We start from the raw sequence: 23,615 nt of genomic DNA, 5'->3' as shown, positions 1-23,615 counted from the left end.
AGGAGCTGTCCTTAGTACGAGAGGACCGGGATGGACGGACCGCTGGTGTATCAGCTGCATCGCCAGATGCATAAGGCTGGGTAGCCACGTCCGGAAGGGATAAACGCTGAAGGCATCTAAGCGTGAAGCCCCCCTCAAGATGAGATATCCCTGGCTTGTCCAGTAAGACCCCTTAGAGAGTATGAGGTTAGATAGGCACAAGGTGTAAGCACGGTAACGTGTTCAGCTGATGTGTACTAATAGGTCGAGGGCTTATCCAAGAAGGTTAGGAACGATTGAAAGAAGGATTTAGATTATCAGTGTTCGGTTTTGAAGGTACAAAATGAAGTACCATGCAGCGCATGGTATTTTATATGTACAGTATTCCTCAATAGCTCAGTCGGTAGAGCATTCGGCTGTTAACCGAAGTGTCGTAGGTTCGAGTCCTACTTGGGGAGTTTAGAAAAGACTGTTACTATAGCGAAACGGTCTGATGCGGCTCCGTGGTCAAGCGGTCAAGACATCGCCCTTTCACGGCGGTAACACGAGTTCGATTCTCGTCGGAGTCACTTTTCAGGAGCTTTAGCTCAGTTGGTTAGAGCAACCGGCTCATAACCGGTCGGTCCCGGGTTCAAGTCCCTGAAGCTCCACTAGGTTTTTTCTAAAAACCAAATATACCCAGTTAATATGGGGTCTTAGCTCAGCTGGGAGAGCATCTGCCTTACAAGCAGAGGGTCACAGGTTCGAGCCCTGTAGGCCCCATTCGCGATATGTCCCATAAAACATATCGCGTATTTTTTATCAATTTTATATTGGTAAGATGCCGGCGTGGCGGAACTGGCAGACGCCCGGGACTTAAAATCCCGTGGGTAGCGATACCCGTACCGGTTCGATCCCGGTCGCCGGCAGTAAGAGAGAAGCGTAAGATACTTCTCTTTTTTTTACGATGTTTGTAAGGTATAATAAGGCTATAAATCATAGTTATTGATGGATAGGTGGTGATCATTTATGTGCAAACTTATCAAAGTTAATACAAATTATGATTCATCCGTAATGGTTGCGGATTATAAAGCTGAGATTATCAGGCACATCATTAGTACAGCAAAAAAGTGCCCGGATATTGATGCTATTATGCTGTTTGGATCCGTGTTGGAAGAGAGATGTAAAGAAAAATCTGACATAGATATTGTTATCATCAGTAAGAAAACAGTCAATGCGCTTAGTGATAGAAAATCCTTTAACGAATTTATGAAGGACTTGTATCTTTTGGATTTTGCCCAGGAATATGATTTCCTATATTTTAAATCTATTGATGAAATTTATCAGAAAAAAGAAAAAGCTCCTATCTGCAAGGAATTAGCGGAGAAGGGACAGATTATTTATAAAAGGCAGGCTGCGTAATGGGGAATACTTTGTTATCAATTGCAAAAGCTGATATAAAAACTGCTAAGAACCTTGTTAACAGTGATGATAAGTATCAAAAGCATCAGGCTGCCTATTTGACTCAGCAGGGTGTAGAGAAAACTTTAAAGTATGCTATTTCTCTAAAAACGGGAGGACAGCCTTGGGGACATGATATTACAAAACTTGTAATTTTAGCCCAACAAAATGGCGTTGATGTACCTGATTTTATTTGTAAAAAGGCTAAGATGATTACATCCTGGGAAGTGGTGTCCAGATATTATCCAACAAGCGTTATCAGGAGAGATACTATAGCACATGTCATTAGGGTCGCTGATGAATGGCAAAAGAAATTAAAATGATATTTTGTGGGTATGGCTTATGCCGTACCCATTTTTGACAAATGGAAGGATATTTGAAGAGATAACGTATATGAACGAAGATCAATATATTTCACGAATCAATCAACTTGAAAAAGAGATAGGTTATTTGCATAGTTTGCTCGATGAGGCTGGTATTACTTATAGAAAAGAAGCAAAGAATATTGAAGATCTATCTCCTGACAAGAACATTCTATTTGACGATAATCAAGGTGCCAGAGTCAGACCTTTGGAAATAACCAAGCATAGAATAAAATTCTTCCGCAACTTGTTTAACGGACGAAACGATGTTTATAGTCTGCGTTATGGAAAGGTTAATAAGAAAACCGGAAAGCACAGTTACTATACTCAGTGTTGGTATTTTTGGAAAGATGGATTGTGTCCAAAGAGAAATAATCCCAAGTTTTCTTGTGGTGAATGTAGAAATCCGAATTATAAGGAATTGACGGATGAAGTGGTTTATGAGCATCTGAGAGGAAAGAAGGAAGATGCTTCGGATGTATTAGGGGTATACCCACTTCTTCTTGATGAAACTATAAACTTTCTTGTATTTGACTTTGATTGCCATAATGACGATGTTTGCGGCGATGACTGGGCAAATCCTGATTCTGAATGGATGACTGAAGTAAATACATTTAGAAAGATATGTGAAGACAATGATGTGCCTGTTTTGGTTGAGCGCTCAAGGTCGGGGAAGGGAGCCCATTTTTGGATATTCTTTGAAAAGCCGATCCCCGCATCTACAGCAAGAAGATTTGGAACAGCTTTGCTAACCAAAGGTGCCGAATCTGTTAATATGAAAAAATTCACATATTATGACAGGATGCTTCCGGCTCAGGACCATATTCCAGTCAATACAAAGACTGGAAAACCCGGATTAGGAAATCTGATAGCGCTACCCTTACAGGGACTGGCTTTGCAGGCAGGGAATAGTGCTTTCATAGATGAAAACTGGAATGCATATCCGGATCAATGGGAGTGCCTCAAGAATGTAAAAATAATTTCTATTGAAATTGTTGAAGAAAAGATAAAGTCATGGGGGTCAGAAGGCTTATTGGGAGTCTTATGTAATGACTTCGACGAAGATACGGATGATACCATGGCGAGGAAATCAAAGCCTTGGGAAAAAGTGAAACTCACTTTTTGTAAGGAAGATGCACCTTCTGTAGTAGAAATTGTCGTTTCGGACAAGATATACATTAATTCAAAAGGTATGCAATATAAAATGCAAAATGCTATAAGGAGAATGGCTGCATTTAGCAATTCGGAGTTCTATAAGACTGCAGCTATGGGTTTTTCAACGCAAGGTATGTCCAGAATCATTTCATGTGGTTATGATGATGGAGATTACATATGTATTCCGAGGGCTCTTTTAGATTCATTGATTGAAAAACTAAATTCATCGGGGATTACATTTTCTCTTACTGATAACAGATGTAAGGGAACTTCTTTAGATGTTTCTTTCAATGGTACTTTATATGAAGAACAGGTGAGAGGTGCACAAGCAATTTTGGAGCACGACAACGGTGTACTAGCAGCCACGACATCTTTCGGGAAAACGGTTGTGGGCGCATATTTAATTGCCCAAAGGAAGGTGAATACACTTATCCTTGCTCACAACACAGAAATTCAGAAGAACTGGATCGAAGATCTAAGCAGATTCCTGGATATTAAAGCTGAGCTACCTGAATATCAAACAAAAACCGGAAGAATAAAAAAGCGAAAAAGTCTTATTGGAAAACTATATGCCGGACATGATTCAATGACTGGAATAGTTGATGTTGCTATTTTTTCTTCTCTTGGCAAGGGTGATGAAATCAATCCTATTATTGAAAACTACGGAATGGTAATTATGGATGAGTGTCATCATGGAGCCGCGCAAACGGTTGAAGATGTTATTGGAGCAGCAAAAGCAAAATATGTTTATGGATTAACTGCTACTCCTAAACGAGAAGATGGGCTTGAAAAGAAAGTGTTTATGCAGTTTGGGCCTATCAGGTTCAGATATACTGCTAAAGAGAGAGCGCAGAAACAAGGCATAGCGCATTTTGTTTATCCTCGATTTACGAGGCTTGTGAGTTCTACAGATTTGAAGATAACAGAAGCAAATCGGGCTGTTATTGAATGCGATTCTAGAAATGAGCAGATAATATCTGATGTGGTCGACTGTGTTAAAGCTGGTAGAACTCCGCTGGTATTAACCAAATACAAAGAACACGCGGAGTTGGTCTATCAGAGATTACAGGGAAAAGCTGATCATGTATACCTTCTGCAAGGTGGAGGCAGTAGAAGAGCTAAAGATGAAATGAGAGCACAGATGCGAGCTGCTTCTGATAATGAATCTGTAATTTTGGTGGCAATTGATAAATATGTCGGCGAAGGCTTTAATTTTCCGAGACTTGATACGTTAATGCTGGCTATGCCTGCAGCAGCCGAAGGGAATATTGAGCAATTTGCGGGGCGTCTTCATAGAGATTATGAGTCAAAGACTGAAGTAATAATATATGATTACGTGGATTCACACATTAGAGTTCTCGAAAAAATGTACCACAAACGCCTGAGAACTTATAAGAAGATTGGGTATGAAATGTTCCAGGGCCTTCTTTTTGTCAAAATCAGGTCGCGTAACGATTTCCTTAATTTCTTTTAACGGGAACTCCAGCTCTCTGAACAATAAAATTTGTTGCAAACGTTCCATTGCTGCATCGTCATACAGTCGATACCCTGATTCAGTGTACTCTGCCGGCTTTAGTAGTCCAATTGAATCATAGTATTGCAGTGTGCGTATACTCACGCCTGCTAATTTGCTTACTTCATTTACTGTCATCATTGCTTTTCCCTCCGTGGTAATTATACAATAAACTATAACGTAACGTTAGGGTCAATAATTATTTTGAAGTTTTTTATTACGATAAATAGTCTACTACTGTAGAGTAAACACGGACAACGAAAAATATATAATGCTTATGACAGAACTAGATATGTTTATATCGCAAATGGTGTGATATGAATTATATTGTACATTTCAATTGCGGGATTAATATAGATTTGGTATTTCGTGAAGACTAAGGATTCTGTATAATTAAAGGCAATGAAATTAAGAATCGGCAGTTTGTTGGGCTCTTTTATAAGGGAAAAGAACGAGACAACTTCAGGTTTGTCGGGGAGATAATGGAAAGAAAAGCCTGAAAAATGGCTTAACCATGCGGCTTCCCTGAGAATCACGAATAGAAAAATAGCATAAATATGGGATTTTTGAATGGCCACTTTTCGCAGATGAAAAATCTGTGAGATAAGGCTATAGAAATCAGTGGTAAAAGAGCTTCTTAGGAATAATGAAACATAAGATGGAGTCTCTATTTTGGCAATCCTTTTTCGGCTCTTACTCTTGCCATTGTTGTTCATCTCGTGAAAAAAGAATAGCCGATGTACATTGGTTTGTGTAGGACGTGTATTACAATATATTTGGTATTCATTTAATTAGAATACGGCTGTAATGTGTTAAGAATAATGCGCATGGATTTTGAAAAACTTCAAGATTATTTGTGATTGTTGCCTATTACCTTAAATCTGAAAATGAATAAAATATAAAATTGAGCTAAAGAAAAATGAATATTGATTGTCGGTGGTGTTCCGGCAATCAGGTTGTAACTGGACGCATGTGAAGTGAAGACCTTTGCATGCGTTCTTTTTTATGGAGGTAAAACAATGCATCAGAATACAAACAGATATCTTGCAGAAGAGAAGATAGGAAAACTTCTGCTTAAATTCTCTATCCCGTGTATCATGTCGCTTCTTGTATCTGCACTCTACAACATAGTGGATCAGATATTTATCGGAAGAGGTGTGGGTTATCTTGGTAATGGCGCTACAAATGTTGTATTCCCGATAACGGTAATATCACTTGCTATCGCGCTTATGATAGGTGATGGGTGTGCAGCTTACCTTAGCCTCTGCCAGGGCAAAAAGGATATTGAGAGTTCAAATAAAAGTGTTGGCAATGCTGTGACTTTGCTTGTACTTACAGGCGTGGTGATGACTGCTATCTTTGCAGTGTTTAAGAATCAGATTCTTGCAGCATTTGGTGCAACAGAAAGCAATTTTGCTCTTGCCGACGAGTATTTTAATTTTTTAATTATCGGAATTCCTTTCTTTGTAGTAGGAAACGGCCTTAATTCAATCATTAGGGCGGACGGCAGTCCTAAGTTTGCAATGATCACAACACTGATCGGATGCCTTCTTAATGTAATCCTGGATCCGATTGCCATATTTGTTCTTGGTTGGGGTATGATGGGAGCTGCCCTTGCAACGATAACCGGACAGATAGTGACGGCAGTCTGCGGCCTTGTATATCTTACGAGAGCAAAGTCTGTGAAGCTTGATAAAAGGAGTTTTATCCCTGACAGAAATATTATTTCAAAATTTATGCCTCTTGGAATCAGCAGTTTTCTTACACAGATTTCGATTGTGGTTATCATGGGAGTAATGAACAATGTTCTCGTCACCTATGGTGCAAGAAGCAAATATGGTGCAGATATTCCTCTCACAGTTGTGGGAATAGTCATGAAAGTATTCCAGATAGTGATCTCTGTATGCATTGGAATAGCAGCAGGATCACAGCCAGTTATTGGATATAACTATGGAGCAGGAGAGTATAAGAGGGTAAAAGAGCTGTTTATCACAATAGTGAAGGCAGAGGTAATAGTAGGAGCTGTCGCGCTTATCCTCTTTGAGGGATTCCCTCTTCAGATAACAGCGATATTCGGAAGCGAAGACGGACTATACAACGAGTTTGCTGTAAAGGCATTCAGGATATTCCTGTCAATGATCATATTCACCTGCATCCAGAAGTCAGTAAGTGTTTTCCTGCAAGCACTTGGCAAACCTTCTATGGCAATGGGACTCTCACTCCTTAGAGATTTTATCCTTAGTGTTCCTCTTGCAATAGTTCTGCCCATGTTCTTTGGTGTAGAAGGAGCATTATATTCCGCACCCATTGCAGACATTGGAACACTTATTGCTGTAGTGATCATGTCAGCTATTACATTGAAAGAACTTAATAAAAAAATATCTGAGGGACCTGTAGCTGAGCCTATGATGGATGTGGCTTAAAGGTTTAGGGAGAGAGAAAGGGCCATTCTGGGGCCAAAATAGCAGTATCTGAGCAGTGCATATTTCATTTTGAAGAGTGCACTGCTTTTTTTATTTGTATAATTATTCAGTACAAAATATATACTTAGAGAGGGCAGTTATGGGTAATTGGGGCGATGATGTGGATTATGAAGCAAAAGAGATAAAGGATTTCGACGGACGTTTTACTATCAATTTCAAAAAAATCTATATGGATGTGGATGAGATTTCCGAAAAGACACTTGAAGTTACAGACAAACATCCCAAGGATTCACTAATGAAGCTGTGGGCAGGAACAATGGTGGGAATCTTCATCTTTATGCTACTTAGTTATCAGGTCTTTGCACTGGTGATGATTGTTTTTATAGCCTTTTATCTTATAGCACTTTTCAGGATTTCCAAATGCTGGAGAGAGTTTAAGTATAATGTGCTTGTTTTCTGGCTTGTGAGCTTTCTGGCTATGGGAGGCTTGTTTGCACTTTCGAGAGTGGTGCAAAGCGCTATTGTGAATGTCATGTTGTGAAAGCAGGACACGTCCATCGTTTTGCGAGGACCTGATTCAATTTTTGAATATATAAAGGAGGAGAGAGAAATGGGAGAAAAGAGTTTTCATGAGAATCCGATAATAAAGGATATTTACACGGCGGATCCAGCGCCAATGGTGTATGGGGATACTTTATATCTTTATACTACACATGATGAGGATGAGCTGGAAAATGATTTTTATACAATGAAGGACTGGCGCTGCTTTTCCACCAAGGATATGGTGAACTGGACAGACCACGGAGCAATCTTTTCACTTGATGATATTGAGTGGGCGGACACAAGAGCCTGGGCGCCTCAGGCAGTAGAGAGAAATGGAAAGTTCTATCTATACTGCCCTGTACACAAGAAAGATGGCGGAATGGCAATTGCTGTAGGAATTTCGGATTCACCTATAGGACCTTTTAAGGATCTTGGCTATCCACTTGTTGATGAAGGAGACTGGAATGATATTGATCCTACAGTATTTATCGATGATGATGGCCAGGCTTATCTGTACTTTGGAAATCCGGAGCTTAGGTATGTCCTTCTAAATGAGGATATGATCTCATATAACAAGGAAATTGGTATAGTTAAGGTCCCTATGACAGAGGAGGCTTTTGCAAAGGGAAGCCATGATACAGGCACATCCTACGGCGAGGGCCCTTGGTTTTATAAGAGAAATGGCCTATATTACATGGTTTATGCAGCCTTTGGAGTTGGCAGACAGAACGAGCATCTTGCATACTCAACTTCAAAGAACCCTACAGGACCATGGACTTACGGCGGTGTCCTCATGACTGAGGAGGGCGGCGTATTTACAAATCATCCGGGAATTGCAGATTTTAAGGGACATTCATATCTCTTTTACCATACAGGAGAGCTTCCTGGAGGAAGTCTCTTCCACAGAAGCGTCTGCGTAGCGGAGTTTTCCTACAACGAAGATGGGACAATTGATGTGATCGATAAATGTAATGGCGTAGAGAAAATTGACTGATACAACGTGCTGATACTTTAAAGGGCTAAAATAATAATTGCAAGCAAGGAAACTCCCAATTATAATGGTGATTGCGTGGGAGTTTCTTTTTTTTCTTATATAATGAGAGGAATTGACGAATGTACGTGACAAAAAGTTTTTGAAAGGGGATATATATGAAGGCTAAATTTTCAACTTATTTAACTGAAATGGCACCTGGTCTTAAGGCGCTTATAGCCGAGCTTGGCAAGAGCTACGATTATGTAAGCGTTCTTGCTACCGATACTGTTGGATTTAAAATGAGAGCTTCACAGAAGGTTAAGGTCATTTCAGGCCAGACAATGGTATCAGAGCGAGGCAATGTTGTGAGGGTATACAAGGACGGCCTCTACAGCGAGTATGCTTTTAACTTATTTGATTCTACTAAGGTAGAAGAGATGGCTGCCAAGATAAAGAAGGCATTAGATAGCCAGTTAGAGGTGCTTAAGGCGACAGAGTCAGAAGTTTACAGTACTGACAAACTTTCTGATGAGCCACAGGAGCTGTTTGTGGAAATGGAAACTACAGATATGCCAGAGGATGCGGACCTTGATGCACTTATCCAGAAACTCCAGAAGATAAGTGACAGAGGAAAGGCTCTGTCTGACGAGATCATTGACTGTGCTGTTAATGCTGAGTCTAACCATGTCTGCAAGATGTTCCTTACAGCTAACAGAGACCTTCGCCAGAGCTATGTTTACTCTACTGCAGGTCTATTAATGGTGGGCTCTAGAAACGGCAAGACTGATCAGGCCTATAATGCTCTTTCTGACAGAGAAGGCCCTGCTATATTTGATGGCCTTGAGGAATATCCGGAAAAGACCTATGAGGAGCTTTCAGCTAACCTTGGCGCTGAGCGCGTGATCCCAGGTGAATACGATGTTATCACAACTCCAGAGGTTACTGGCCTTATCGCCCATGAGGCTTTTGGCCATGGCGTTGAAATGGATATGTTCGTAAAAAAGAGAGCGCTTGGCCAGGAGTATATTGGCAAGAGAGTAGGCTCAGATATAGTAACGATGCATGAGGGAGCCCTTGTATGCAAGGATGCATCAAGCTATGCATTTGATGATGAGGGAACACTTGCTGGGGATGTAGTAGAGATTCAGAACGGCATATTGAAAACTGGCGTTTGTGATGCTCTGTCAGCTCTGCGTCTTGGAACAGTTCCTACAGGAAATGGTAAAAGAGAAAACTTTGAACACAAGGCTTACACCAGAATGACAAACACTATGTTTGACAGCGGCGTAAGTACCAAGGAAGAGATGATAGCTTCTATTAAGAAGGGATATCTTTTGTCTGGATTCTTCTCAGGAATGGAAGATCCAAAGCATTGGGGAATCCAGTGTATTATCGCAAGAGGATATGAAATCATTGATGGTAAGCTTACTGGCAAGGTTGTTGCACCAGTCATTCTTACAGGATATGTGCCTGATCTTCTCAAATCTATCAGCATGACAAGTAAAGATTACGTATCCTTTGGAAGTGGAATGTGCGGTAAAGGTCACAAAGAGTGGGTCAAGACAGTTGATGGTGGCCCATACCTTAAGTGCAGAGCAAGATTAGGTTGATGCCGGGAGGGGAATATGACAGACAAGATCATTGAATTATTAAAAGAGTCCAGTGCGGATGCCTGGGCTATTACAGATAAAGTTACACAGGCCTGGGAGTTTTACTTCATTGGCCATAAATTAGACCAGAACAGGGTTCGCGACGTAGAGCACATTCAGGTTGATGTTTTCAGAAAGCTTCAGGATGGAAAACTCCTTGGCAAGGCTTCAGAGGAAATCGCACCAACTGCAACAGTGGAAGAAGCTAAAAAGATTATTGAACAGCTTTCAGAGAGAGCAACCTTTGCACCTAATCCATACTATGAGCTTACCAAGGAAACGGTGCAGGTTGAAAACAAAACCTACGATCCGCAGGAGATAGCTAAAGAGTTCATAGAAGCAATGCAGCAGGTTCCTGAAACTGACGGAGAGTATATCAACTCTTACGAGATTTTTGCTGAGAGCTGCAAGAGAAGATTCATAAATTCTGAAGGTGTTGATGTTACTGTAACCTACCCTAATTCTATGGTAGAGGTTGTTGTTAATGCCAAGAATAAGGAGCATGAGATCGAGCTTTACAGGATGTACAAGGCTGGCACCTGCGACAAGGATCATCTGGTAAAAGAAATCACGGATACGCTCAAGTTTGGTAAGGACAGACTAGTTACAAAGCCAACACCAAATCTCGAAAAGGCTACAGTTCTTTTCTCAACAGAGGATGCAAAGGCTCTTTTCCAGTGGGCATCTATGAATATGCATGCAGCTTACAAGTTCATGGGATATTCCAAATTTGAAGCTGGTAAAGAAATCCTTGAAGATGTTACTGGTGACAAGCTTACAATCAAGGCGGTAAAAGAACTTCCTAATTCCTCTAATAATATTGCAGTGGATTCAGAAGGATCTCCAGTTCACGACATGTACATTATAAAAGACAATGTGGCTCAGAACTATTGGGGCGATTGCCAGTTCCGTCATTATCTTGGAGTTAAGGATTCATTTATTGTAGGAAACTTTGCAGCAGAAGGCGGCAGCAGCACTGAAGATGAGCTTAGATGTGGCAAGTATCTTGAACCTGTTGAGTTTTCTGATTTTGGCGTAGATGAAATTACTGGCGACATAGCAGGAGAAATCCGCCTTGCATATCTTCATGATGGAGATAAGGTAACTATCGTAAGCGGTGGATCTGTTTCCGGAAATTTAAATGAGCTTATGAAAAATGCCAGATTTTCCAAGGAACTTAAGCAGTATAACAATATCGTTATTCCAGCTGTGGTGAAGCTTGAAAACGTTACTATCGCAGGAGCTGAAGGATAAGACGATATTTCTTTTACCTTGTTATCATTGTTCAGTGAATCATAAAAAATACAATCTACGACAAAAAAAGTTCATTTTGCGACAATTATGATCGTGAAACAAATTTTCATGATAGAGTATTATTGTAGAAACAAAATGTCTTCATGATTATGAGGGGCGCGGTATGGATCATAAATATAACAATGAAGGCTATTTGCTTGTGAGAGAAAACCACTATTGTGAGCACTGGGAGCCTGACGATGGAGCGCTGGTTCCTATGAAAGAGTGCTGGTGCTGCAAATGGGCCAGATTCTCGGCAGATAGTGGTAACCTTCACAGCGAAAGCGTAGGTGTATGTTGCTATAGTGGTAACAAAGAAGATTTTACTGACAAAGAAATTAGTTGCAACAAGATAGGTTGACCGATAGGGGTATTGGTATGACTAATGGAAATAAGGTAAAACTGCAAATACAATTATTTGGCGGTCTTGCTATTACTTATGAAGGCAAAAGTATTTCTATAGGCAAGAACAAGACGTCTAAATATATACAGCTTTTGGAAATAGTGTGGCTTAGCGGCAAAGATGGAATATCTAAGGATAGCCTTATGAATATTCTTTACGACCGGGAAGAACAGTCCAACCTCAACAATAGTTTCAACAATCTCATCTATCAGATGCACAAACAGCTCAAGAAATCGGGACTTCCTGATTGCGACTATGTAGTGAATGTGGATGGTGTTTTTTACACTGATGACAATGTGGAAATCACATCAGATGCCGTGGAATTTTTTAATCTGGTCATCAAGGCTAGAGAGGCTAATGATCAGGCAGAGGAGATGAAGCTTTATAAGGAAGCCTTTAATCTCTACAGGTCAGAACTATTGCCAGAACTTTCCACTCAGGAATGGGTCATCATAAAGAGCGTACAACTTCAGAAGATGTATTCAGAGTGTGTAGTTACTCTTGGTGAGTATTATAACAAGAGAAAAGACTATGAATCCATGTTTAGGATCTACAAGAAGGCAGCAGATCTTTATCCTGATGATGAGTGGCAGATTGGTGAGATTAATGCGCTTATAGGAATGGACAGCTACAAGGAAGCATACAGGATATACAACGAAACTGTAAGGTACTACACTGATGAACTAGGAGTAACACCTAGTAACGATCTGATGGATTGCTACAATAAGATGAGCCGCCAGATCACCAACATGCCCAGTAAGATATTGCAGATCCGTGATGATATTCTGGAACAGCGCGAGAATGTAGCAGGGCACAGTGGTGGAGCTTATGACTGCTCGTATCCTAGCTTTATCGATGCTTACCATATTCTGAGCCGTAACATGGAGAGAACTGGCCAGTCTGTTTATATGATGCTACTTACTCTTGTGGACTATGAGGGTAAAAAGATCTCTAATCAGAGCAAGCTAGAAACAAAAGGAAGACTTCTTCAGGAAGCAGTTTCTTATACTCTTAGACAGGGTGACACCTACTGCAAATATTCATCTTCACAGTTCCTTCTTTTACTGGTTGGAACCAGCAAAGAGAGCTGCAAGATAGTTTACAGACGTATTCTTACTAAGTATAAGATGCTGGCAGGGCCTAGAGCAGAGATAGATTATAGTGTGGTTTCATTGGCAGATCTGCCTGAAAGACTGGCAGAAGCCAGGTGATACAAGGTAAATAGGGGATTGTGGTTTATTATGAGGATTCCGCGTGGCTTTTTGCTACGCGGAATTTTGGGCTTATGGCGGTAAGAAAAACTTAATATTATCTTCACAGATAATTAAAACAATTTTGGTATACTATGCATAGAAGTAAGCAATGAAAGGGGAGTGAAGTCTATGGCATTAGAGCATATTGACTACTCAGGTATAGATTTTACTATGTTTAGAGGGAGAATGAAGGAATTAGAGGAATTGGAAGAGTTAGACAACTTAACTTCGGTGGAGAATGTTTCTTTAGATGATGTTGAAAAAGTTCTCAAGCTTAAGGATCAGGTAAAAGAATTTCAGATTCTGATGATGAAATATGATTGCGCATTATCAGAAGTTAGAACTAAGCTGGATGTACTTAATAAAGAGCTATCACTTAGAAATAACAGAAATCCATTCGAATCAATTAAAATGAGATTAAAGACTCCTGTCAGCATCTATCAGAAACTTGCTGGCAAGGGCGTTGATTTTACTATCGAAAATATAAATGAGAATCTTTCAGATATAGCAGGCATCAGAGTTATCTGTTCATTTGTGGACGACATTTATATGCTTGCAGATTGTCTGGCTAATCAGGATGATATAACAGTTATCCAGAAAAAGGATTATATCGAAAGTCCCAAGGAAAGCGGCTATAGAAGTTTGCACCTTATTATAGAAGTACCTATTTTCCTGACTCAGGAAAAAGAGTATATGAAGGTTGAGGTTCAGTTTAGAACTATAGCGATGGATTTCTGGGCCAGCCTCGAACATCAAATGAAGTATAAAAAGAATATAGAGAATCAGGACGTAATTTCTGATGACCTTAAGTTTAGCGCAGATCTTATCAATCAGCTGGACCTTCGAATGCAGCAGATCAGAGAGAAGATTGATGCAAGTGAAGACATAAGGTTACATGACTGATTAAAAGGACGATTCGCGAGAATCGTCCTTTCTTATGATATAGTGATATAGGAAATTTCTCCCCTATAGATGTGACTCTTTGTTCTATAATTACAGAGCGGTCCACCTGCCACTTGCACCACATGGGAGCACAAGTCCATTGCTCTTTACGGGAAGACCAATTTCCTGAGCTTCTACAGTGCCCTTGTGTATAGGGTCAAGAACTGTGTGCAGCATGTAAGATAATACTGCAGGCTGAAGTCCTGTTGTATATGAATTGATCAAAAAGAAAAGTGGCTTATCAGATAGAAGCTGTGCGGTTTCCTTGATGAAGGGGAACACGCTCTCTTCAATCTTCCAGATTTCACCCTTAGGTCCTCTTCCGTATGAAGGCGGATCCATAATGATTCCGTCATACTTGTTCCCTCTTCTTATTTCTCTTTCTACTAATTTAACACAGTCATCTACAAAATATCTAATAGGAGCATCTGCAAGGCCTGATGATGCCGCATTTTCTTTGGCCCAGCCCACCATTCCCTTGGAGGCATCAACGTGAGTTACACTGGCTCCAGCCTTGGCAGCAGATACTGTAGCGCCACCTGTATAAGCAAAGAGGTTTAATACCTTGATTGGTCTGTTTGCTTCTTTTATTAATGAAGAGAACCAATCCCAGTTAGTAGCCTGTTCTGGGAAAAGTCCTGTATGCTTGAAACTAAAGGGCTTAAGATTAAATGTAAGATCCTTATAATTAATGGACCACTCTTCAGGGAGATTTTTGAATTCCCATTCACCGCCGCCTTTGTTGCTGCGGTGATAGTGACCGTTGAATTTCTTCCAGCCAAAATGCTTCTTGTCTGTATTCCATATAACCTGAGGATCTGGACGTACAAGCATATAGTCACCCCAGCGTTCTAACTTCTCGCCATTTGAAGTGTCTATTACCTCATAGTCTTTCCATCCGTCTGCAATCCACATAAATGTATTCCTTCCTATTATTACTTCTATTATTAATAATGTAACTATGATGATCAACTATAATAATGAACTATAATTATAAGATTGAAAACATGATTATAAAGTCTTAATAAATGTTTATAGTTCTATAATAGTCTTTTGAGCCATATTATGTTAACATCTGTTCTTGGTTAAGTCATTAAAAACAGTCAACAGATTAAAATAGATCAAGAAATCTAATCGAAAAACGCTGATTTTGCGATAAAAGTGATTAATTTTAAAAAAGTAGTTGCATATCAGAAAAAAATGTTTTATACTCATAAACGCTGTGACATGATAGCTATGAAGCGTGAGGTTGCTGCTTATCCAGTTGAGCAGGTTTTCCGTGGAGCGAATGTCTAGGGCCAGCTTTAAAGGCCAAACAAACTGACGACAAGTCACTGTACAGTAAATTGAAGTCTGCCGGTTAACCCAAGGCAGAAACGACGTGCAAAGTGTTCGGGAGAACTTTGTTTGTAATGAAGTTTTGGACACACACGGGAGAGTGTACAGTCACCGCTTGTCGTACTTAATTCAAAAAGTGCGAAAAGGAGGCGACTTTTTTTATGGCAAATCAGGTAATGAGAATTACACTTAAGGCTTATGATCATCAGCTTGTTGATGCATCTGCCAAGAAGATTATCGAGACAGTCAAGAAGAACGGATCACAGGTTTCTGGACCAGTTCCACTTCCTACTAAGAAGGAAGTTGTTACTATCTTAAGAGCTGTTCACAAGTACAAGGATTCTAGAGAACAGTTCGAGCAGAGAACACACAAGAGACTTATCGATATCATTACACCAACATCTAAGACAGTTGAGGCTCTTCAGAGACTCGAGATGCCAGCTGGTGTAAACATCAATATCAAGATGAAATAATAGCCAACCCGGTTATTGTTCATTATAAAAAGAAACAATTCATTCACCTCTACTAGTATGATGCGAGACGCATGATGCCGTGATAACTGGAGAATTGCAAAGAGCAATTGAAGCGACATTGCGAATGAAGTAAGCATCCGCTGTAGATGTAATAAGGAGGTAAAAACATGAAGAAGGCTATTTTAGCTACAAAGGTCGGAATGACCCAGATCTTCAAAGAAGATGGTTCACTGGTTCCTGTAACTGTTCTTCAGGCAGGACCATGCGTAGTAACACAGATCAAGACAGTTGAGAACGATGGTTACAGCGCTGTTCAGGTTGGCTTTGTTGACAAGAAGGAAAAGGTTGTTAACAAGGACAAGAACGGTAACAAGACAATCTACCATCGCCACGGCGCAACAAAGGCTGAGCAGGGACATTTCAAGAAGGCTGGAGTTTCTTGCAAGAGATATGTAAGAGAGTTCAAGTTTGAGAACGCTGCTGAGTACGAGCTTGGCGCTGAGATCAAGGCTGATATCTTCGCAGAAGGCGACAAGATTGATGCAACAGCTGTTTCAAAGGGAAAAGGATTCCAGGGTGCTATTAAGAAGAATGGTCAGCACAGAGGACCTATGGCACACGGTTCTAAGTTCCACCGTCATCAGGGTTCTAATGGTTCAAGTTCAGATCCTAGCCGCGTATTTAAGGGCAAAGGAATGCCTGGTCACATGGGCAGCGTAAAGGTAACAGTTCAGAATCTTGAGGTTGTTAGAGTAGATGCTGACAAGAATCTTATTCTTGTAAAGGGCGCTATTCCTGGACCTAAGAAGGGACTTGTTGCAATCAAGGAAACCGTTAAGGTTGTAGGCTAATAGAACGCGAAAGGAGGAACCATACAGATGGCTAATGTATCTGTTTACAATATGGAAGGCAAAGAAGTTGGCAAGATCGAATTAAACGACGCTATCTTCGGAGTTGAAGTAAATGAACATCTCGTACACTTGGCAGTTCTTCAGCAGCTTGCTGACAACCGTCAGGGTACACAGAAAGCAAAGACACGTTCTGAAGTTTCCGGAGGCGGAAGAAAGCCTTGGAGACAGAAGGGAACAGGTCATGCTAGACAGGGATCTATCAGAGCACCTCAGTGGAAGGGCGGCGGAGTTGTATTCGCTCCAGTTCCAAGAGATTACTCTTTCAAGATGAACAAGAAGGAGAAGAGAGCTGCTCTTAAGTCTGCTCTTACAGATAAGGTTCTTAACAACAACGTTGTTGTAGTTGACGAGCTTAAGTTTGATGAGATCAAGACAAAGAGATTCGCAGAGGTTATGAACAACCTCAAGGCTACGCGTAAGGCACTTGTTGTACTTGCTGACAATGATCAGAATGTAGTACTTTCTGCAAGAAACCTTGCTGAGGCTAACACAACACTTACAAACACACTTAATGTGTATGATATCGTAAACGCTAGAACACTCGTCCTTACAAAGGATGCAGTTGCTAAGATTGAGGAGGTGTATTGCTAATGGCAGCTTTACAGTATTATGACGTAATCCTTAAGCCAGTTATCACTGAGAAGAGCATGGCTGGCATGAGCGAGAAGAAGTACACTTTCCTTGTTAATCCTGAAGCTAACAAGACACAGATCAAGGAAGCTGTAGAGAAGATGTTCGAGGGAACAAAGGTTGCTAAAGTCAACACAATCAATGCTGCTGGTAAGAGAAAGAGACGTGGCATGATCGTAGGCTTCACAGCTAAGACAAAGAAGGCAATCGTTCAGCTTACAGAAGATAGCAAGGACATCGAGATCTTCCAGGGACTCTAATTCATAAACACTGATAAATCAGCGTTTGAATATATGCACACGACCGCACAAGGAAGCGGTCGGCGCGACGAATCATCCAAGGATGATTCGATGTAACATAAACTATACGTACGGATCCAGATTGAGTCCGGGGTCCAAATGAGTAATCATTAGATACGTGATAAATAAAAAGGAGAAATAATCATGGGAATTAAGAAATACGGCCCATATACCCCATCCAGAAGAAACATGACTGGATCTGATTTCTCAGAGATTACAAAGTCTACTCCAGAGAAGTCACTCGTTGTTTCAAAGAACAGCAAGGCTGGTCGTAACAACCAGGGTAAGATCACAGTTAGACATCGCGGATGCGGCGGCAGAGTTAAGTACAGAATCGTAGATTTCAAGAGAAATAAGGACGATATGCCTGCAAAGGTTATCGGAATTGAGTATGATCCTAACAGATCAGCTAATATCGCACTTATCCAGTACGAGGATGGCACAAAGGCTTATATCCTTGCACCTAACGGATTAACAGATGGCATGACAGTTATGAACGGTGCTAACGCTGAAGTTCGTGTTGGTAACTGCCTCCCACTTTCACAGATTCCTGTCGGTGAAAACGTACATAACGTTGAGCTTTATCCTGGAAAGGGCGGACAGATGGTTCGTTCAGCTGGTAACGCAGCTCAGCTTATGGCTAAGGAAGGAAAGTATGCTACACTTCGTCTTCCTTCAGGCGAAATGAGAATGGTTCCTATCGAGTGCCGTGCAACAATCGGTGTTGTAGGAAATGGTGATCACAACCTTATTAACTATGGTAAAGCAGGTCGTGTACGTCACATGGGTATCCGCCCAACAGTTCGTGGTTCTGTTATGAACCCTAACGACCATCCACACGGTGGTGGTGAAGGTAGAGCTCCTATCGGACGTTCTGGCCCTAGCACACCTTGGGGTAAGCCAGCTCTTGGTTATAAGACACGTAAGGCTAAGAAGGCTTCTAACAAGCTCATCGTAAGAAGAAGAAACGGTAAAGCCATCAAATAAGGAGGAATAAAATGTCTAGATCACTTAAAAAGGGACCTTTTGCAGACGCAAGCCTGCTCAAGAAGATAGATGCTATGAACGCAGAGGGCCAGAAGCAGATAGTTAAGACATGGTCACGTCGTTCTACAATTTTCCCGTCTTTTGTTGGACACACAATTGCTGTTCATGACGGAAGAAAGCATATTCCTGTATATGTTACTGAAGATATGGTTGGACACAAGCTCGGTGAGTTTGTTCCTACAAGAACATTCAGAGGACATGCTGGAAATTCTCCCGCAGAGAGAAAGAGCAGCGTAAACTAATTATTTGTTCGACGAAAGGAGGTTTAATCCATGGAAAACGAGATCAAGCATAGATCTAAAATTAAAAGAGAAAGAAATCGTGACAATAAAGAAACAAGACCTTTTGCAAAGTTATCTTATGCAAGAATACCAGTTCAGAAGGCATGCTTCGTCATGGATGCTATCAGAGGTAAGGATGTAGAGACTGCACTTGCAATTCTCGAGTACAATCCTAGATACGCTTCAAGCGTAATCTACAAGCTTCTTGCAAGCGCTGTAGCTAACGCTGAGAACAACAAAGGTATGAACAGAGCTAATCTTTATATTGCTGAGTGCACTGCTTCAAACGGACCTATCATGAAGAGAATCCAGCCTAGAGCACAGGGCAGAGCATACAGAATCAATAAGAGAATGAGTCATCTGACTGTTATTTTGGACGAGAGATAATTGAAAGGAGAACCTAGAAATGGGACAGAAAGTTAATCCTCATGGCCTCAGAGTTGGTGTTATCGCTGACTGGGACTCAAAGTGGTATGCTGAGTCATCAGATTTCGCCAATAATCTGGTAGAAGATTACAATATCAGAAAATTTCTGAAGAAGAAGTTATATGCAGCTGGTGTTTCTAAGATCGAGATCGAGAGAGCATCAGATAGAGTTAAGGTTATCGTTTACACAGCTAAGCCTGGTGTTGTTATCGGTAAGGGCGGAGCTGAAATCGAAGTAACTAAGAAGGAGCTTTCAAAGCTCACAGACAAGAAGGTTCTTGTTGACATTAAGGAAATCAAGAAGCCTGATAAGGATGCACAGCTTGTTGCAGAGAACATCGCTCAGCAGCTTGAGAACCGTGTATCATTCAGAAGAGCAATGAAGTCATGCATGAGCAGAACAATGAAGACAGATGCACTTGGTATCAAGGCATGCTGCTCTGGCCGTCTTGGCGGTGCTGATATCGCTCGTTCAGAGTTCTACAGCGAGGGAACTATTCCTCTTCAGACTCTTAGAGCTGACATCGATTATGGTTTTGCTGAAGCAGATACAACCTACGGTAAGGTTGGTGTTAAGGTATGGATCTACAAGGGTGAAGTACTTCCAACCAAAGCAGGTGAGAGTTCAGATAAGGAAGGGAGCGATAAATAATGTTAATGCCAAAGAGAGTTAAGCACCGCAAGCAGTTCCGCGGTTCAATGGCTCATAAAATTACTCGTGGTAACAAAATCACTTATGGTGAGTACGGAATTGTTGCGCTTGAGCCTTGCTGGATCAACTCAAACCAGATTGAGGCAGCCCGTGTTGCTATGACACGTTTCATCAAGCGTGGTGGTCAGGTTTGGATCAAAATCTTCCCTGACAAGCCTATCACATTAAAGCCTCTCGGAACACGTATGGGTTCTGGTAAGGGTGCAACTGATAGATGGGTAGCTGTTGTTAAGCCAGGTCGTGTAATGTTCGAAATCGGCGGAGTTGCCGAGGCCGATGCTAGAGAAGCTCTTCGTCTTGCGACACATAAGCTTCCTTGCAGATGCAAGATCGTTTCAAAGGCTGATTTGGAAGGCGGTGTATCTAATGAAAACTAATAAGTATGTAGAAGAGCTTCTGGCTAAGTCTGCTGAAGAGCTCCAGACAGAGCTTGTTTCTGCAAAGAAAGAGCTTTTTAACCTTAAGTTCCAGAACGCTACAAACCAGTTGGATAATACAGCAAGAATTAAAGAAGTAAGAAGAAATATTGCAAGAATCCAGACTGTAATCACACAGAATGCTAAGGCTGCTAACTAAGCCTCATACTAAATAAGGAGAAATAATCGTGGAAAGAAATTTAAGAAAAACGCGTGTTGGTAAAGTAACAAGCGATAAGATGGATAAGACCATCACAGTTTCCATTGAGGACCATGTAAAGCATCCTCTTTACAAGAAGATCGTAAAGAGAACTTACAAGCTTAAGGCTCATGACGAGAACAATGAGTGCCGTATCGGTGACACAGTTAAGGTCATGGAAACAAAGCCTATCTCCAAGGATAAGAGATGGAGACTTGTATCCATAATTGAGCGTGCAAAGTAATCATAAAATAAAGGAGAAATATCATGATTCAGCAGGAAAGTAGACTGAAGGTCGCTGATAACACTGGTGCTAAAGAGCTTCTTACAATCCGTGTTATGGGTGGATCTACAAGAAGATATGCGAGAATCGGCGACACAATAGTAGCTTCTGTTAAAGAAGCAACACCCGGTGGAGTTGTAAAGAAGGGTGATGTAGTTAAGGCTGTTGTCGTTCGTACAGTTAAAGAGACACGTCGTAAGGACGGTTCCTACATCAGATTTGATGAGAACGCTGCTGTTGTTATCAATGAAGATGGTACGCCTAAGGGAACACGTATTTTTGGACCCGTAGCTAGAGAGCTTCGTGAGAAAAAGTTCATGAAGATCCTTTCTCTTGCTCCGGAAGTATTATAAGGAGGCGCCCATATGTCAACAAGTAAGATCAAAAAGGGTGATATGGTTCAGGTTATCGCCGGTGGTGAAATCAACAAGAAGGGTAAAGTCCTTTCAGTTGATCAGAAGAATGGAAAGGTTATCGTAGAAGGCGTTAATAAGGCCATCTGCCACGAGAAGCCTTCTGCAAAGAATCCTAATGGCGGAATTGTTGAGCGTGAAGCTGCGCTTGATATCTCAAATGTTATGTATCTTCATAACGGACAGCCTACCAAGATCGGATTCAAAGTTGAAAAGGATGAGAATGGTAAGGTTGTAAAGAAAAACCGCATCGCTAAAAAGACTGGTGAGGTTATCGACTAATTAAGAAAGGAGGTATATAACGTTGAGTAGATATAAGGATTTATACAAGAACGAGATCGTTGATGCTATGACAAAGAAGTTCGGTTACAAGAACGTAATGGAAGTTCCAAAGCTCGACAAGATCGTTATCAATATGGGTGTTGGAGAAGCAAAGGAGAATGCTAAGCTTCTTGAGAACGCTGCAAACGACATGGCTATTATTTCTGGCCAGAAGCCTGTTATTACAAAGGCTAAGAAGTCTATCGCTAACTTCAAACTGAGAGAGGGTATGCCTATCGGATGTAAGGTAACACTTCGTGGTGACAAGATGTACGATTTCCTTGATCGTCTTGTAAACCTTGCACTTCCTCGTGTACGTGACTTCAGAGGTATCAACCCTAACTCATTCGATGGTAGAGGAAACTATGCTCTTGGTATCAAGGAGCAGCTTATCTTCCCTGAAATCGAGTATGATAAGATTGATAAGACAAGAGGTATGGATATCATTTTCACAACAACAGCTAAGACAGATGAGGAGGCTCGTGAGCTTCTTACACTGTTCAATATGCCTTTTGCAAAGTAATTATAGGAGGGAATAGAACACATGGCTAAATTATCCATGAAGTTAAAACAGCAGATGAAACCAAAGTTCTCTACACGTGCTTATAACCGTTGTAAGATCTGCGGTCGTCCTCATGCTTACATCAGAAAGTACGGAATCTGCAGAATTTGCTTCCGTGAGCTTGCATACAAGGGCGAGATTCCTGGTGTACGTAAGGCATCTTGGTAAAGACTAATTGCTCAGTGAGATTTCATTGAACTAGCACATTAGCACGTTCTGACAAAGGCTATTGCCTGTGAGCAGAACTTCATTAGCTGATAATTGTGGTCTGGGATGGAGACCACTAAATTTAAAGAAATTAGATTATTATTACTCAGTGTATTGAGAAACACAAAAGCGCGAGTTGCGGCTTCGTGTCTCTGCTCAATTCGGGGAGTAGTAAGGCGAAGCAAAAATAATTAAGGAGGCAATTTTAAAATGGCAATGAACGATCCTATTGCAGATATGCTTACAAGAATTCGTAACGCAAATACTGCAAAGCATGACACTGTTGATGTTCCTTCTTCAAAGATGAAGCTTGCAATTGCAAACATTCTTCTTGACGAGGGATATATTAAGAAGTTAGACGTTGTTGAAGATGGAGCATTCAAGAATCTTCATATTACTCTTAAGTATGGTGCTGACAGAAACGATAAGGTTATCACAGGTCTTAAGAGAATCTCAAAACCTGGTCTTCGTGTATACGCAGGCAAGGATGAGCTTCCTAGAGTATTAGGTGGTCTTGGTATCGCTATCATTTCTACAAACCAGGGCGTTGTAACTGATAAAAAAGCAAGAGAACTTCAGGTTGGTGGCGAAGTTCTTGCATTCATTTGGTAAATTGGAGGTACGGGCATGTCACGAATTGGAAAAATGCCAATCGCAGTTCCTGCTGGAGTAACAGTAGAAGTTGCAGAAAATAATAAGGTGACTGTTAAGGGACCTAAGGGAACCCTTACAAGAGTTTTCCCTGCTGAGATTTCTTTCTCACAGGAAGACGGTCAGATCGAGGTTAAGAGACCAGACGATCAGAAGAAGACAAGAGCTTTACACGGCCTTTCAAGAAGCCTTCTTAACAACATGGTTATTGGTGTAACAGAGGGATTCGAGAAGAAGCTTGAGGTAAACGGTGTAGGTTACAGAGCTGCTAAAAACGGCAAGACACTCTCTCTTACACTTGGTTATTCTCACCCAGTAGAACTTGTTGATCCTGAAGGAGTTGAGACAGTTGTAGAGGGTCAGGTAATCACAGTAAAGGGAATCGACAAAGAGGCGGTTGGCCAGCACGCTGCTATCATCAGAGAGAAGAGAGCTCCAGAGCCATATAAGGGCAAGGGAATCAAGTATGCTGATGAAGTTATCAGACGTAAAGTTGGTAAGACCGGTAAGAAATAATA

The 23,615-nt window shown here is 41.0% G+C and carries 29 protein-coding genes, 5 tRNA genes, 1 rRNA gene and 1 pseudogene; 34 read left to right on the top strand and 2 right to left on the bottom strand.

The annotated features are described in order from the left end of the window. The 9 genes from BLO53_RS14015 to BLO53_RS13975 all read left to right on the top strand — a co-directional run. Nucleotides 1–260: ribosomal RNA gene (locus BLO53_RS14015) — 23S ribosomal RNA — on the top strand; the annotation flags it as partial. 104 nt (nt 261–364) lie between these two features. Next, a tRNA-Asn gene (locus tag BLO53_RS14010) sits at nt 365–437 on the top strand. A gap of 39 nt (nt 438–476) precedes the next feature. Beyond that, nucleotides 477–548 (top strand) — tRNA-Glu (locus BLO53_RS14005). A 7-nt stretch (nt 549–555) separates the two neighbouring features. Next, nucleotides 556–629 (top strand) — tRNA-Ile (locus BLO53_RS14000). Between the two features lie 39 nt (nt 630–668). Next, nucleotides 669–741: transfer RNA gene (locus BLO53_RS13995), tRNA-Val, on the top strand. A 60-nt stretch (nt 742–801) separates the two neighbouring features. Continuing rightward, nucleotides 802–887: transfer RNA gene (locus BLO53_RS13990), tRNA-Leu, on the top strand. Between the two features lie 100 nt (nt 888–987). Continuing rightward, nucleotides 988–1,380 carry a nucleotidyltransferase domain-containing protein gene (locus BLO53_RS13985; protein WP_026499344.1) on the top strand — a complete coding sequence of 131 codons (393 nt, stop codon included), beginning with the start codon at nt 988–990 and terminating at the stop codon, nt 1,378–1,380. Then, a complete protein-coding gene (locus BLO53_RS13980) occupies nt 1,380–1,742 on the top strand; it encodes a HEPN domain-containing protein (protein ID WP_026514176.1) in 363 nt (120 codons plus the stop codon). The genes BLO53_RS13985 and BLO53_RS13980 overlap by 1 nt, the downstream gene beginning before the upstream one ends. Nucleotides 1,743–1,812: 70 nt before the next feature. Then, nucleotides 1,813–4,410, top strand: a complete 2,598-nt coding sequence (locus BLO53_RS13975; RefSeq protein ID WP_092062822.1) for a DEAD/DEAH box helicase — start codon at nt 1,813–1,815, stop codon at nt 4,408–4,410. Here the strand turns inward: BLO53_RS13975 and BLO53_RS19960 are convergent. Further along, nucleotides 4,318–4,590: pseudogene (locus BLO53_RS19960) on the bottom strand (MerR family transcriptional regulator); the annotation flags it as partial. The gene BLO53_RS13975 and the pseudogene BLO53_RS19960 overlap by 93 nt on opposite strands. Before the next feature lie 878 nt (nt 4,591–5,468). On the opposite strand from BLO53_RS19960, the gene BLO53_RS13965 reads away from it, so the two are divergent. The 8 genes from BLO53_RS13965 (at nt 5,469) to BLO53_RS13930 (ending at nt 13,889) form a co-directional block, all read left to right on the top strand. Then, nucleotides 5,469–6,872: an MATE family efflux transporter gene (locus BLO53_RS13965; protein ID WP_092062820.1), complete on the top strand. Its 1,404-nt coding sequence runs from the start codon at nt 5,469–5,471 to the stop codon at nt 6,870–6,872. A 139-nt stretch (nt 6,873–7,011) separates the two neighbouring features. Continuing rightward, nucleotides 7,012–7,413, top strand: a complete 402-nt coding sequence (locus tag BLO53_RS13960) for a hypothetical protein (protein ID WP_092062818.1) — start codon at nt 7,012–7,014, stop codon at nt 7,411–7,413. Between the two features lie 69 nt (nt 7,414–7,482). Next, nucleotides 7,483–8,409 (top strand): glycoside hydrolase family 43 protein, encoded by a 927-nt coding sequence (locus BLO53_RS13955; RefSeq protein WP_092062816.1) that lies wholly within the window; start codon nt 7,483–7,485, stop codon nt 8,407–8,409. A gap of 155 nt (nt 8,410–8,564) precedes the next feature. Then, nucleotides 8,565–9,998, top strand: coding sequence for a TldD/PmbA family protein (locus BLO53_RS13950; protein WP_092062814.1), 1,434 nt, complete (start codon nt 8,565–8,567; stop codon nt 9,996–9,998). 15 nt (nt 9,999–10,013) lie between these two features. Further along, nucleotides 10,014–11,291: a metallopeptidase TldD-related protein gene (locus BLO53_RS13945; protein WP_092062812.1), complete on the top strand. Its 1,278-nt coding sequence runs from the start codon at nt 10,014–10,016 to the stop codon at nt 11,289–11,291. Between the two features lie 163 nt (nt 11,292–11,454). Continuing rightward, a complete protein-coding gene (locus tag BLO53_RS13940) occupies nt 11,455–11,691 on the top strand; it encodes a hypothetical protein (protein ID WP_092062810.1) in 237 nt (78 codons plus the stop codon). A gap of 17 nt (nt 11,692–11,708) precedes the next feature. Next, a complete protein-coding gene (locus BLO53_RS13935) occupies nt 11,709–12,944 on the top strand; it encodes a bacterial transcriptional activator domain-containing protein (protein ID WP_092062808.1) in 1,236 nt (411 codons plus the stop codon). 171 nt (nt 12,945–13,115) lie between these two features. Beyond that, on the top strand, nt 13,116–13,889 hold the full coding sequence (locus tag BLO53_RS13930) for a GTP pyrophosphokinase (RefSeq protein WP_092062805.1): 774 nt from the start codon (nt 13,116–13,118) through the stop codon (nt 13,887–13,889). Nucleotides 13,890–13,979: 90 nt separating this feature from the next. On the opposite strand, the gene BLO53_RS13925 is transcribed toward BLO53_RS13930, so the two are convergent. Next, entirely contained in the window at nt 13,980–14,843 is an 864-nt protein-coding gene (locus tag BLO53_RS13925) for a class I SAM-dependent methyltransferase (protein WP_092062802.1), read from the bottom strand. 584 nt (nt 14,844–15,427) lie between these two features. On the opposite strand from BLO53_RS13925, the gene rpsJ reads away from it, so the two are divergent. From rpsJ to rplF, 17 genes are all read left to right on the top strand, one after another. Continuing rightward, nucleotides 15,428–15,739, top strand: coding sequence for a 30S ribosomal protein S10 (gene rpsJ, locus BLO53_RS13920; RefSeq protein WP_013279995.1), 312 nt, complete (start codon nt 15,428–15,430; stop codon nt 15,737–15,739). A 167-nt stretch (nt 15,740–15,906) separates the two neighbouring features. Next, on the top strand, nt 15,907–16,590 hold the full coding sequence (gene rplC, locus BLO53_RS13915; RefSeq protein ID WP_026490033.1) for a 50S ribosomal protein L3: 684 nt from the start codon (nt 15,907–15,909) through the stop codon (nt 16,588–16,590). A 27-nt stretch (nt 16,591–16,617) separates the two neighbouring features. Further along, complete coding sequence (rplD, locus tag BLO53_RS13910) at nt 16,618–17,241, top strand: 50S ribosomal protein L4 (RefSeq protein ID WP_026490032.1); 624 nt, start codon at nt 16,618–16,620, stop codon at nt 17,239–17,241. Then, the gene (gene rplW, locus BLO53_RS13905) at nt 17,241–17,540 is read left to right on the top strand and encodes a 50S ribosomal protein L23 (protein WP_026490031.1); all 300 of its coding nucleotides are present in this window, start codon (nt 17,241–17,243) and stop codon (nt 17,538–17,540) included. Before rplD ends, rplW begins: the two co-directional genes overlap by 1 nt. Before the next feature lie 183 nt (nt 17,541–17,723). Next, entirely contained in the window at nt 17,724–18,566 is an 843-nt protein-coding gene (rplB, locus tag BLO53_RS13900) for a 50S ribosomal protein L2 (protein ID WP_026490030.1), read from the top strand. An 11-nt stretch (nt 18,567–18,577) separates the two neighbouring features. Continuing rightward, a complete protein-coding gene (gene rpsS, locus BLO53_RS13895) occupies nt 18,578–18,868 on the top strand; it encodes a 30S ribosomal protein S19 (RefSeq protein ID WP_013280000.1) in 291 nt (96 codons plus the stop codon). Nucleotides 18,869–18,898: 30 nt separating this feature from the next. Beyond that, entirely contained in the window at nt 18,899–19,294 is a 396-nt protein-coding gene (gene rplV, locus BLO53_RS13890) for a 50S ribosomal protein L22 (RefSeq protein WP_035789867.1), read from the top strand. Between the two features lie 19 nt (nt 19,295–19,313). After that, on the top strand, nt 19,314–19,985 hold the full coding sequence (gene rpsC / locus BLO53_RS13885; protein ID WP_092062799.1) for a 30S ribosomal protein S3: 672 nt from the start codon (nt 19,314–19,316) through the stop codon (nt 19,983–19,985). After that, entirely contained in the window at nt 19,985–20,422 is a 438-nt protein-coding gene (gene rplP, locus BLO53_RS13880; protein WP_013280003.1) for a 50S ribosomal protein L16, read from the top strand. Before rpsC ends, rplP begins: the two co-directional genes overlap by 1 nt. Then, nucleotides 20,412–20,621, top strand: a complete 210-nt coding sequence (gene rpmC / locus BLO53_RS13875; protein WP_013280004.1) for a 50S ribosomal protein L29 — start codon at nt 20,412–20,414, stop codon at nt 20,619–20,621. Before rplP ends, rpmC begins: the two co-directional genes overlap by 11 nt. A gap of 28 nt (nt 20,622–20,649) precedes the next feature. After that, a complete protein-coding gene (gene rpsQ / locus BLO53_RS13870) occupies nt 20,650–20,904 on the top strand; it encodes a 30S ribosomal protein S17 (protein ID WP_013280005.1) in 255 nt (84 codons plus the stop codon). 23 nt (nt 20,905–20,927) lie between these two features. Next, the gene (gene rplN / locus BLO53_RS13865) at nt 20,928–21,296 is read left to right on the top strand and encodes a 50S ribosomal protein L14 (RefSeq protein ID WP_013280006.1); all 369 of its coding nucleotides are present in this window, start codon (nt 20,928–20,930) and stop codon (nt 21,294–21,296) included. A 12-nt stretch (nt 21,297–21,308) separates the two neighbouring features. After that, a complete protein-coding gene (gene rplX, locus BLO53_RS13860) occupies nt 21,309–21,638 on the top strand; it encodes a 50S ribosomal protein L24 (protein WP_026490026.1) in 330 nt (109 codons plus the stop codon). 22 nt (nt 21,639–21,660) lie between these two features. Beyond that, nucleotides 21,661–22,200, top strand: coding sequence for a 50S ribosomal protein L5 (gene rplE, locus BLO53_RS13855; protein ID WP_013280008.1), 540 nt, complete (start codon nt 21,661–21,663; stop codon nt 22,198–22,200). A 21-nt stretch (nt 22,201–22,221) separates the two neighbouring features. Further along, on the top strand, nt 22,222–22,407 hold the full coding sequence (locus tag BLO53_RS13850) for a type Z 30S ribosomal protein S14 (RefSeq protein ID WP_026490025.1): 186 nt from the start codon (nt 22,222–22,224) through the stop codon (nt 22,405–22,407). A 249-nt stretch (nt 22,408–22,656) separates the two neighbouring features. Then, nucleotides 22,657–23,058, top strand: a complete 402-nt coding sequence (rpsH, locus tag BLO53_RS13845; RefSeq protein ID WP_026490024.1) for a 30S ribosomal protein S8 — start codon at nt 22,657–22,659, stop codon at nt 23,056–23,058. 15 nt (nt 23,059–23,073) lie between these two features. Beyond that, nucleotides 23,074–23,613, top strand: coding sequence for a 50S ribosomal protein L6 (gene rplF / locus BLO53_RS13840; protein ID WP_026490023.1), 540 nt, complete (start codon nt 23,074–23,076; stop codon nt 23,611–23,613). Nucleotides 23,614–23,615 lie beyond the last annotated feature (2 nt).

The sequence above is a fragment of the Butyrivibrio sp. INlla14 genome, assembly GCF_900102515.1.
Taxonomy (GTDB): Bacteria; Bacillota; Clostridia; order Lachnospirales; family Lachnospiraceae; genus Butyrivibrio.
Note: the sequence above shows the minus strand (reverse complement) of the source record. Positions and strands in the feature narration are given on the sequence as shown.

Coding starts and splice junctions, on each gene's coding strand:
- BLO53_RS13985 (WP_026499344.1), top strand. CDS start 988: ATGTGCAAACTTATCAAAGTTAATACAAATTATGATTCATCCGTAATG.
- BLO53_RS13980 (WP_026514176.1), top strand. CDS start 1,380: ATGGGGAATACTTTGTTATCAATTGCAAAAGCTGATATAAAAACTGCT.
- BLO53_RS13975 (WP_092062822.1), top strand. CDS start 1,813: ATGAACGAAGATCAATATATTTCACGAATCAATCAACTTGAAAAAGAG.
- BLO53_RS13965 (WP_092062820.1), top strand. CDS start 5,469: ATGCATCAGAATACAAACAGATATCTTGCAGAAGAGAAGATAGGAAAA.
- BLO53_RS13960 (WP_092062818.1), top strand. CDS start 7,012: ATGGGTAATTGGGGCGATGATGTGGATTATGAAGCAAAAGAGATAAAG.
- BLO53_RS13955 (WP_092062816.1), top strand. CDS start 7,483: ATGGGAGAAAAGAGTTTTCATGAGAATCCGATAATAAAGGATATTTAC.
- BLO53_RS13950 (WP_092062814.1), top strand. CDS start 8,565: ATGAAGGCTAAATTTTCAACTTATTTAACTGAAATGGCACCTGGTCTT.
- BLO53_RS13945 (WP_092062812.1), top strand. CDS start 10,014: ATGACAGACAAGATCATTGAATTATTAAAAGAGTCCAGTGCGGATGCC.
- BLO53_RS13940 (WP_092062810.1), top strand. CDS start 11,455: ATGGATCATAAATATAACAATGAAGGCTATTTGCTTGTGAGAGAAAAC.
- BLO53_RS13935 (WP_092062808.1), top strand. CDS start 11,709: ATGACTAATGGAAATAAGGTAAAACTGCAAATACAATTATTTGGCGGT.
- BLO53_RS13930 (WP_092062805.1), top strand. CDS start 13,116: ATGGCATTAGAGCATATTGACTACTCAGGTATAGATTTTACTATGTTT.
- BLO53_RS13925 (WP_092062802.1), bottom strand. CDS start 14,843: ATGTGGATTGCAGACGGATGGAAAGACTATGAGGTAATAGACACTTCA.
- rpsJ (WP_013279995.1), top strand. CDS start 15,428: ATGGCAAATCAGGTAATGAGAATTACACTTAAGGCTTATGATCATCAG.
- rplC (WP_026490033.1), top strand. CDS start 15,907: ATGAAGAAGGCTATTTTAGCTACAAAGGTCGGAATGACCCAGATCTTC.
- rplD (WP_026490032.1), top strand. CDS start 16,618: ATGGCTAATGTATCTGTTTACAATATGGAAGGCAAAGAAGTTGGCAAG.
- rplW (WP_026490031.1), top strand. CDS start 17,241: ATGGCAGCTTTACAGTATTATGACGTAATCCTTAAGCCAGTTATCACT.
- rplB (WP_026490030.1), top strand. CDS start 17,724: ATGGGAATTAAGAAATACGGCCCATATACCCCATCCAGAAGAAACATG.
- rpsS (WP_013280000.1), top strand. CDS start 18,578: ATGTCTAGATCACTTAAAAAGGGACCTTTTGCAGACGCAAGCCTGCTC.
- rplV (WP_035789867.1), top strand. CDS start 18,899: ATGGAAAACGAGATCAAGCATAGATCTAAAATTAAAAGAGAAAGAAAT.
- rpsC (WP_092062799.1), top strand. CDS start 19,314: ATGGGACAGAAAGTTAATCCTCATGGCCTCAGAGTTGGTGTTATCGCT.
- rplP (WP_013280003.1), top strand. CDS start 19,985: ATGTTAATGCCAAAGAGAGTTAAGCACCGCAAGCAGTTCCGCGGTTCA.
- rpmC (WP_013280004.1), top strand. CDS start 20,412: ATGAAAACTAATAAGTATGTAGAAGAGCTTCTGGCTAAGTCTGCTGAA.
- rplN (WP_013280006.1), top strand. CDS start 20,928: ATGATTCAGCAGGAAAGTAGACTGAAGGTCGCTGATAACACTGGTGCT.
- rplX (WP_026490026.1), top strand. CDS start 21,309: ATGTCAACAAGTAAGATCAAAAAGGGTGATATGGTTCAGGTTATCGCC.
- BLO53_RS13850 (WP_026490025.1), top strand. CDS start 22,222: ATGGCTAAATTATCCATGAAGTTAAAACAGCAGATGAAACCAAAGTTC.
- rpsH (WP_026490024.1), top strand. CDS start 22,657: ATGGCAATGAACGATCCTATTGCAGATATGCTTACAAGAATTCGTAAC.
- rplF (WP_026490023.1), top strand. CDS start 23,074: ATGTCACGAATTGGAAAAATGCCAATCGCAGTTCCTGCTGGAGTAACA.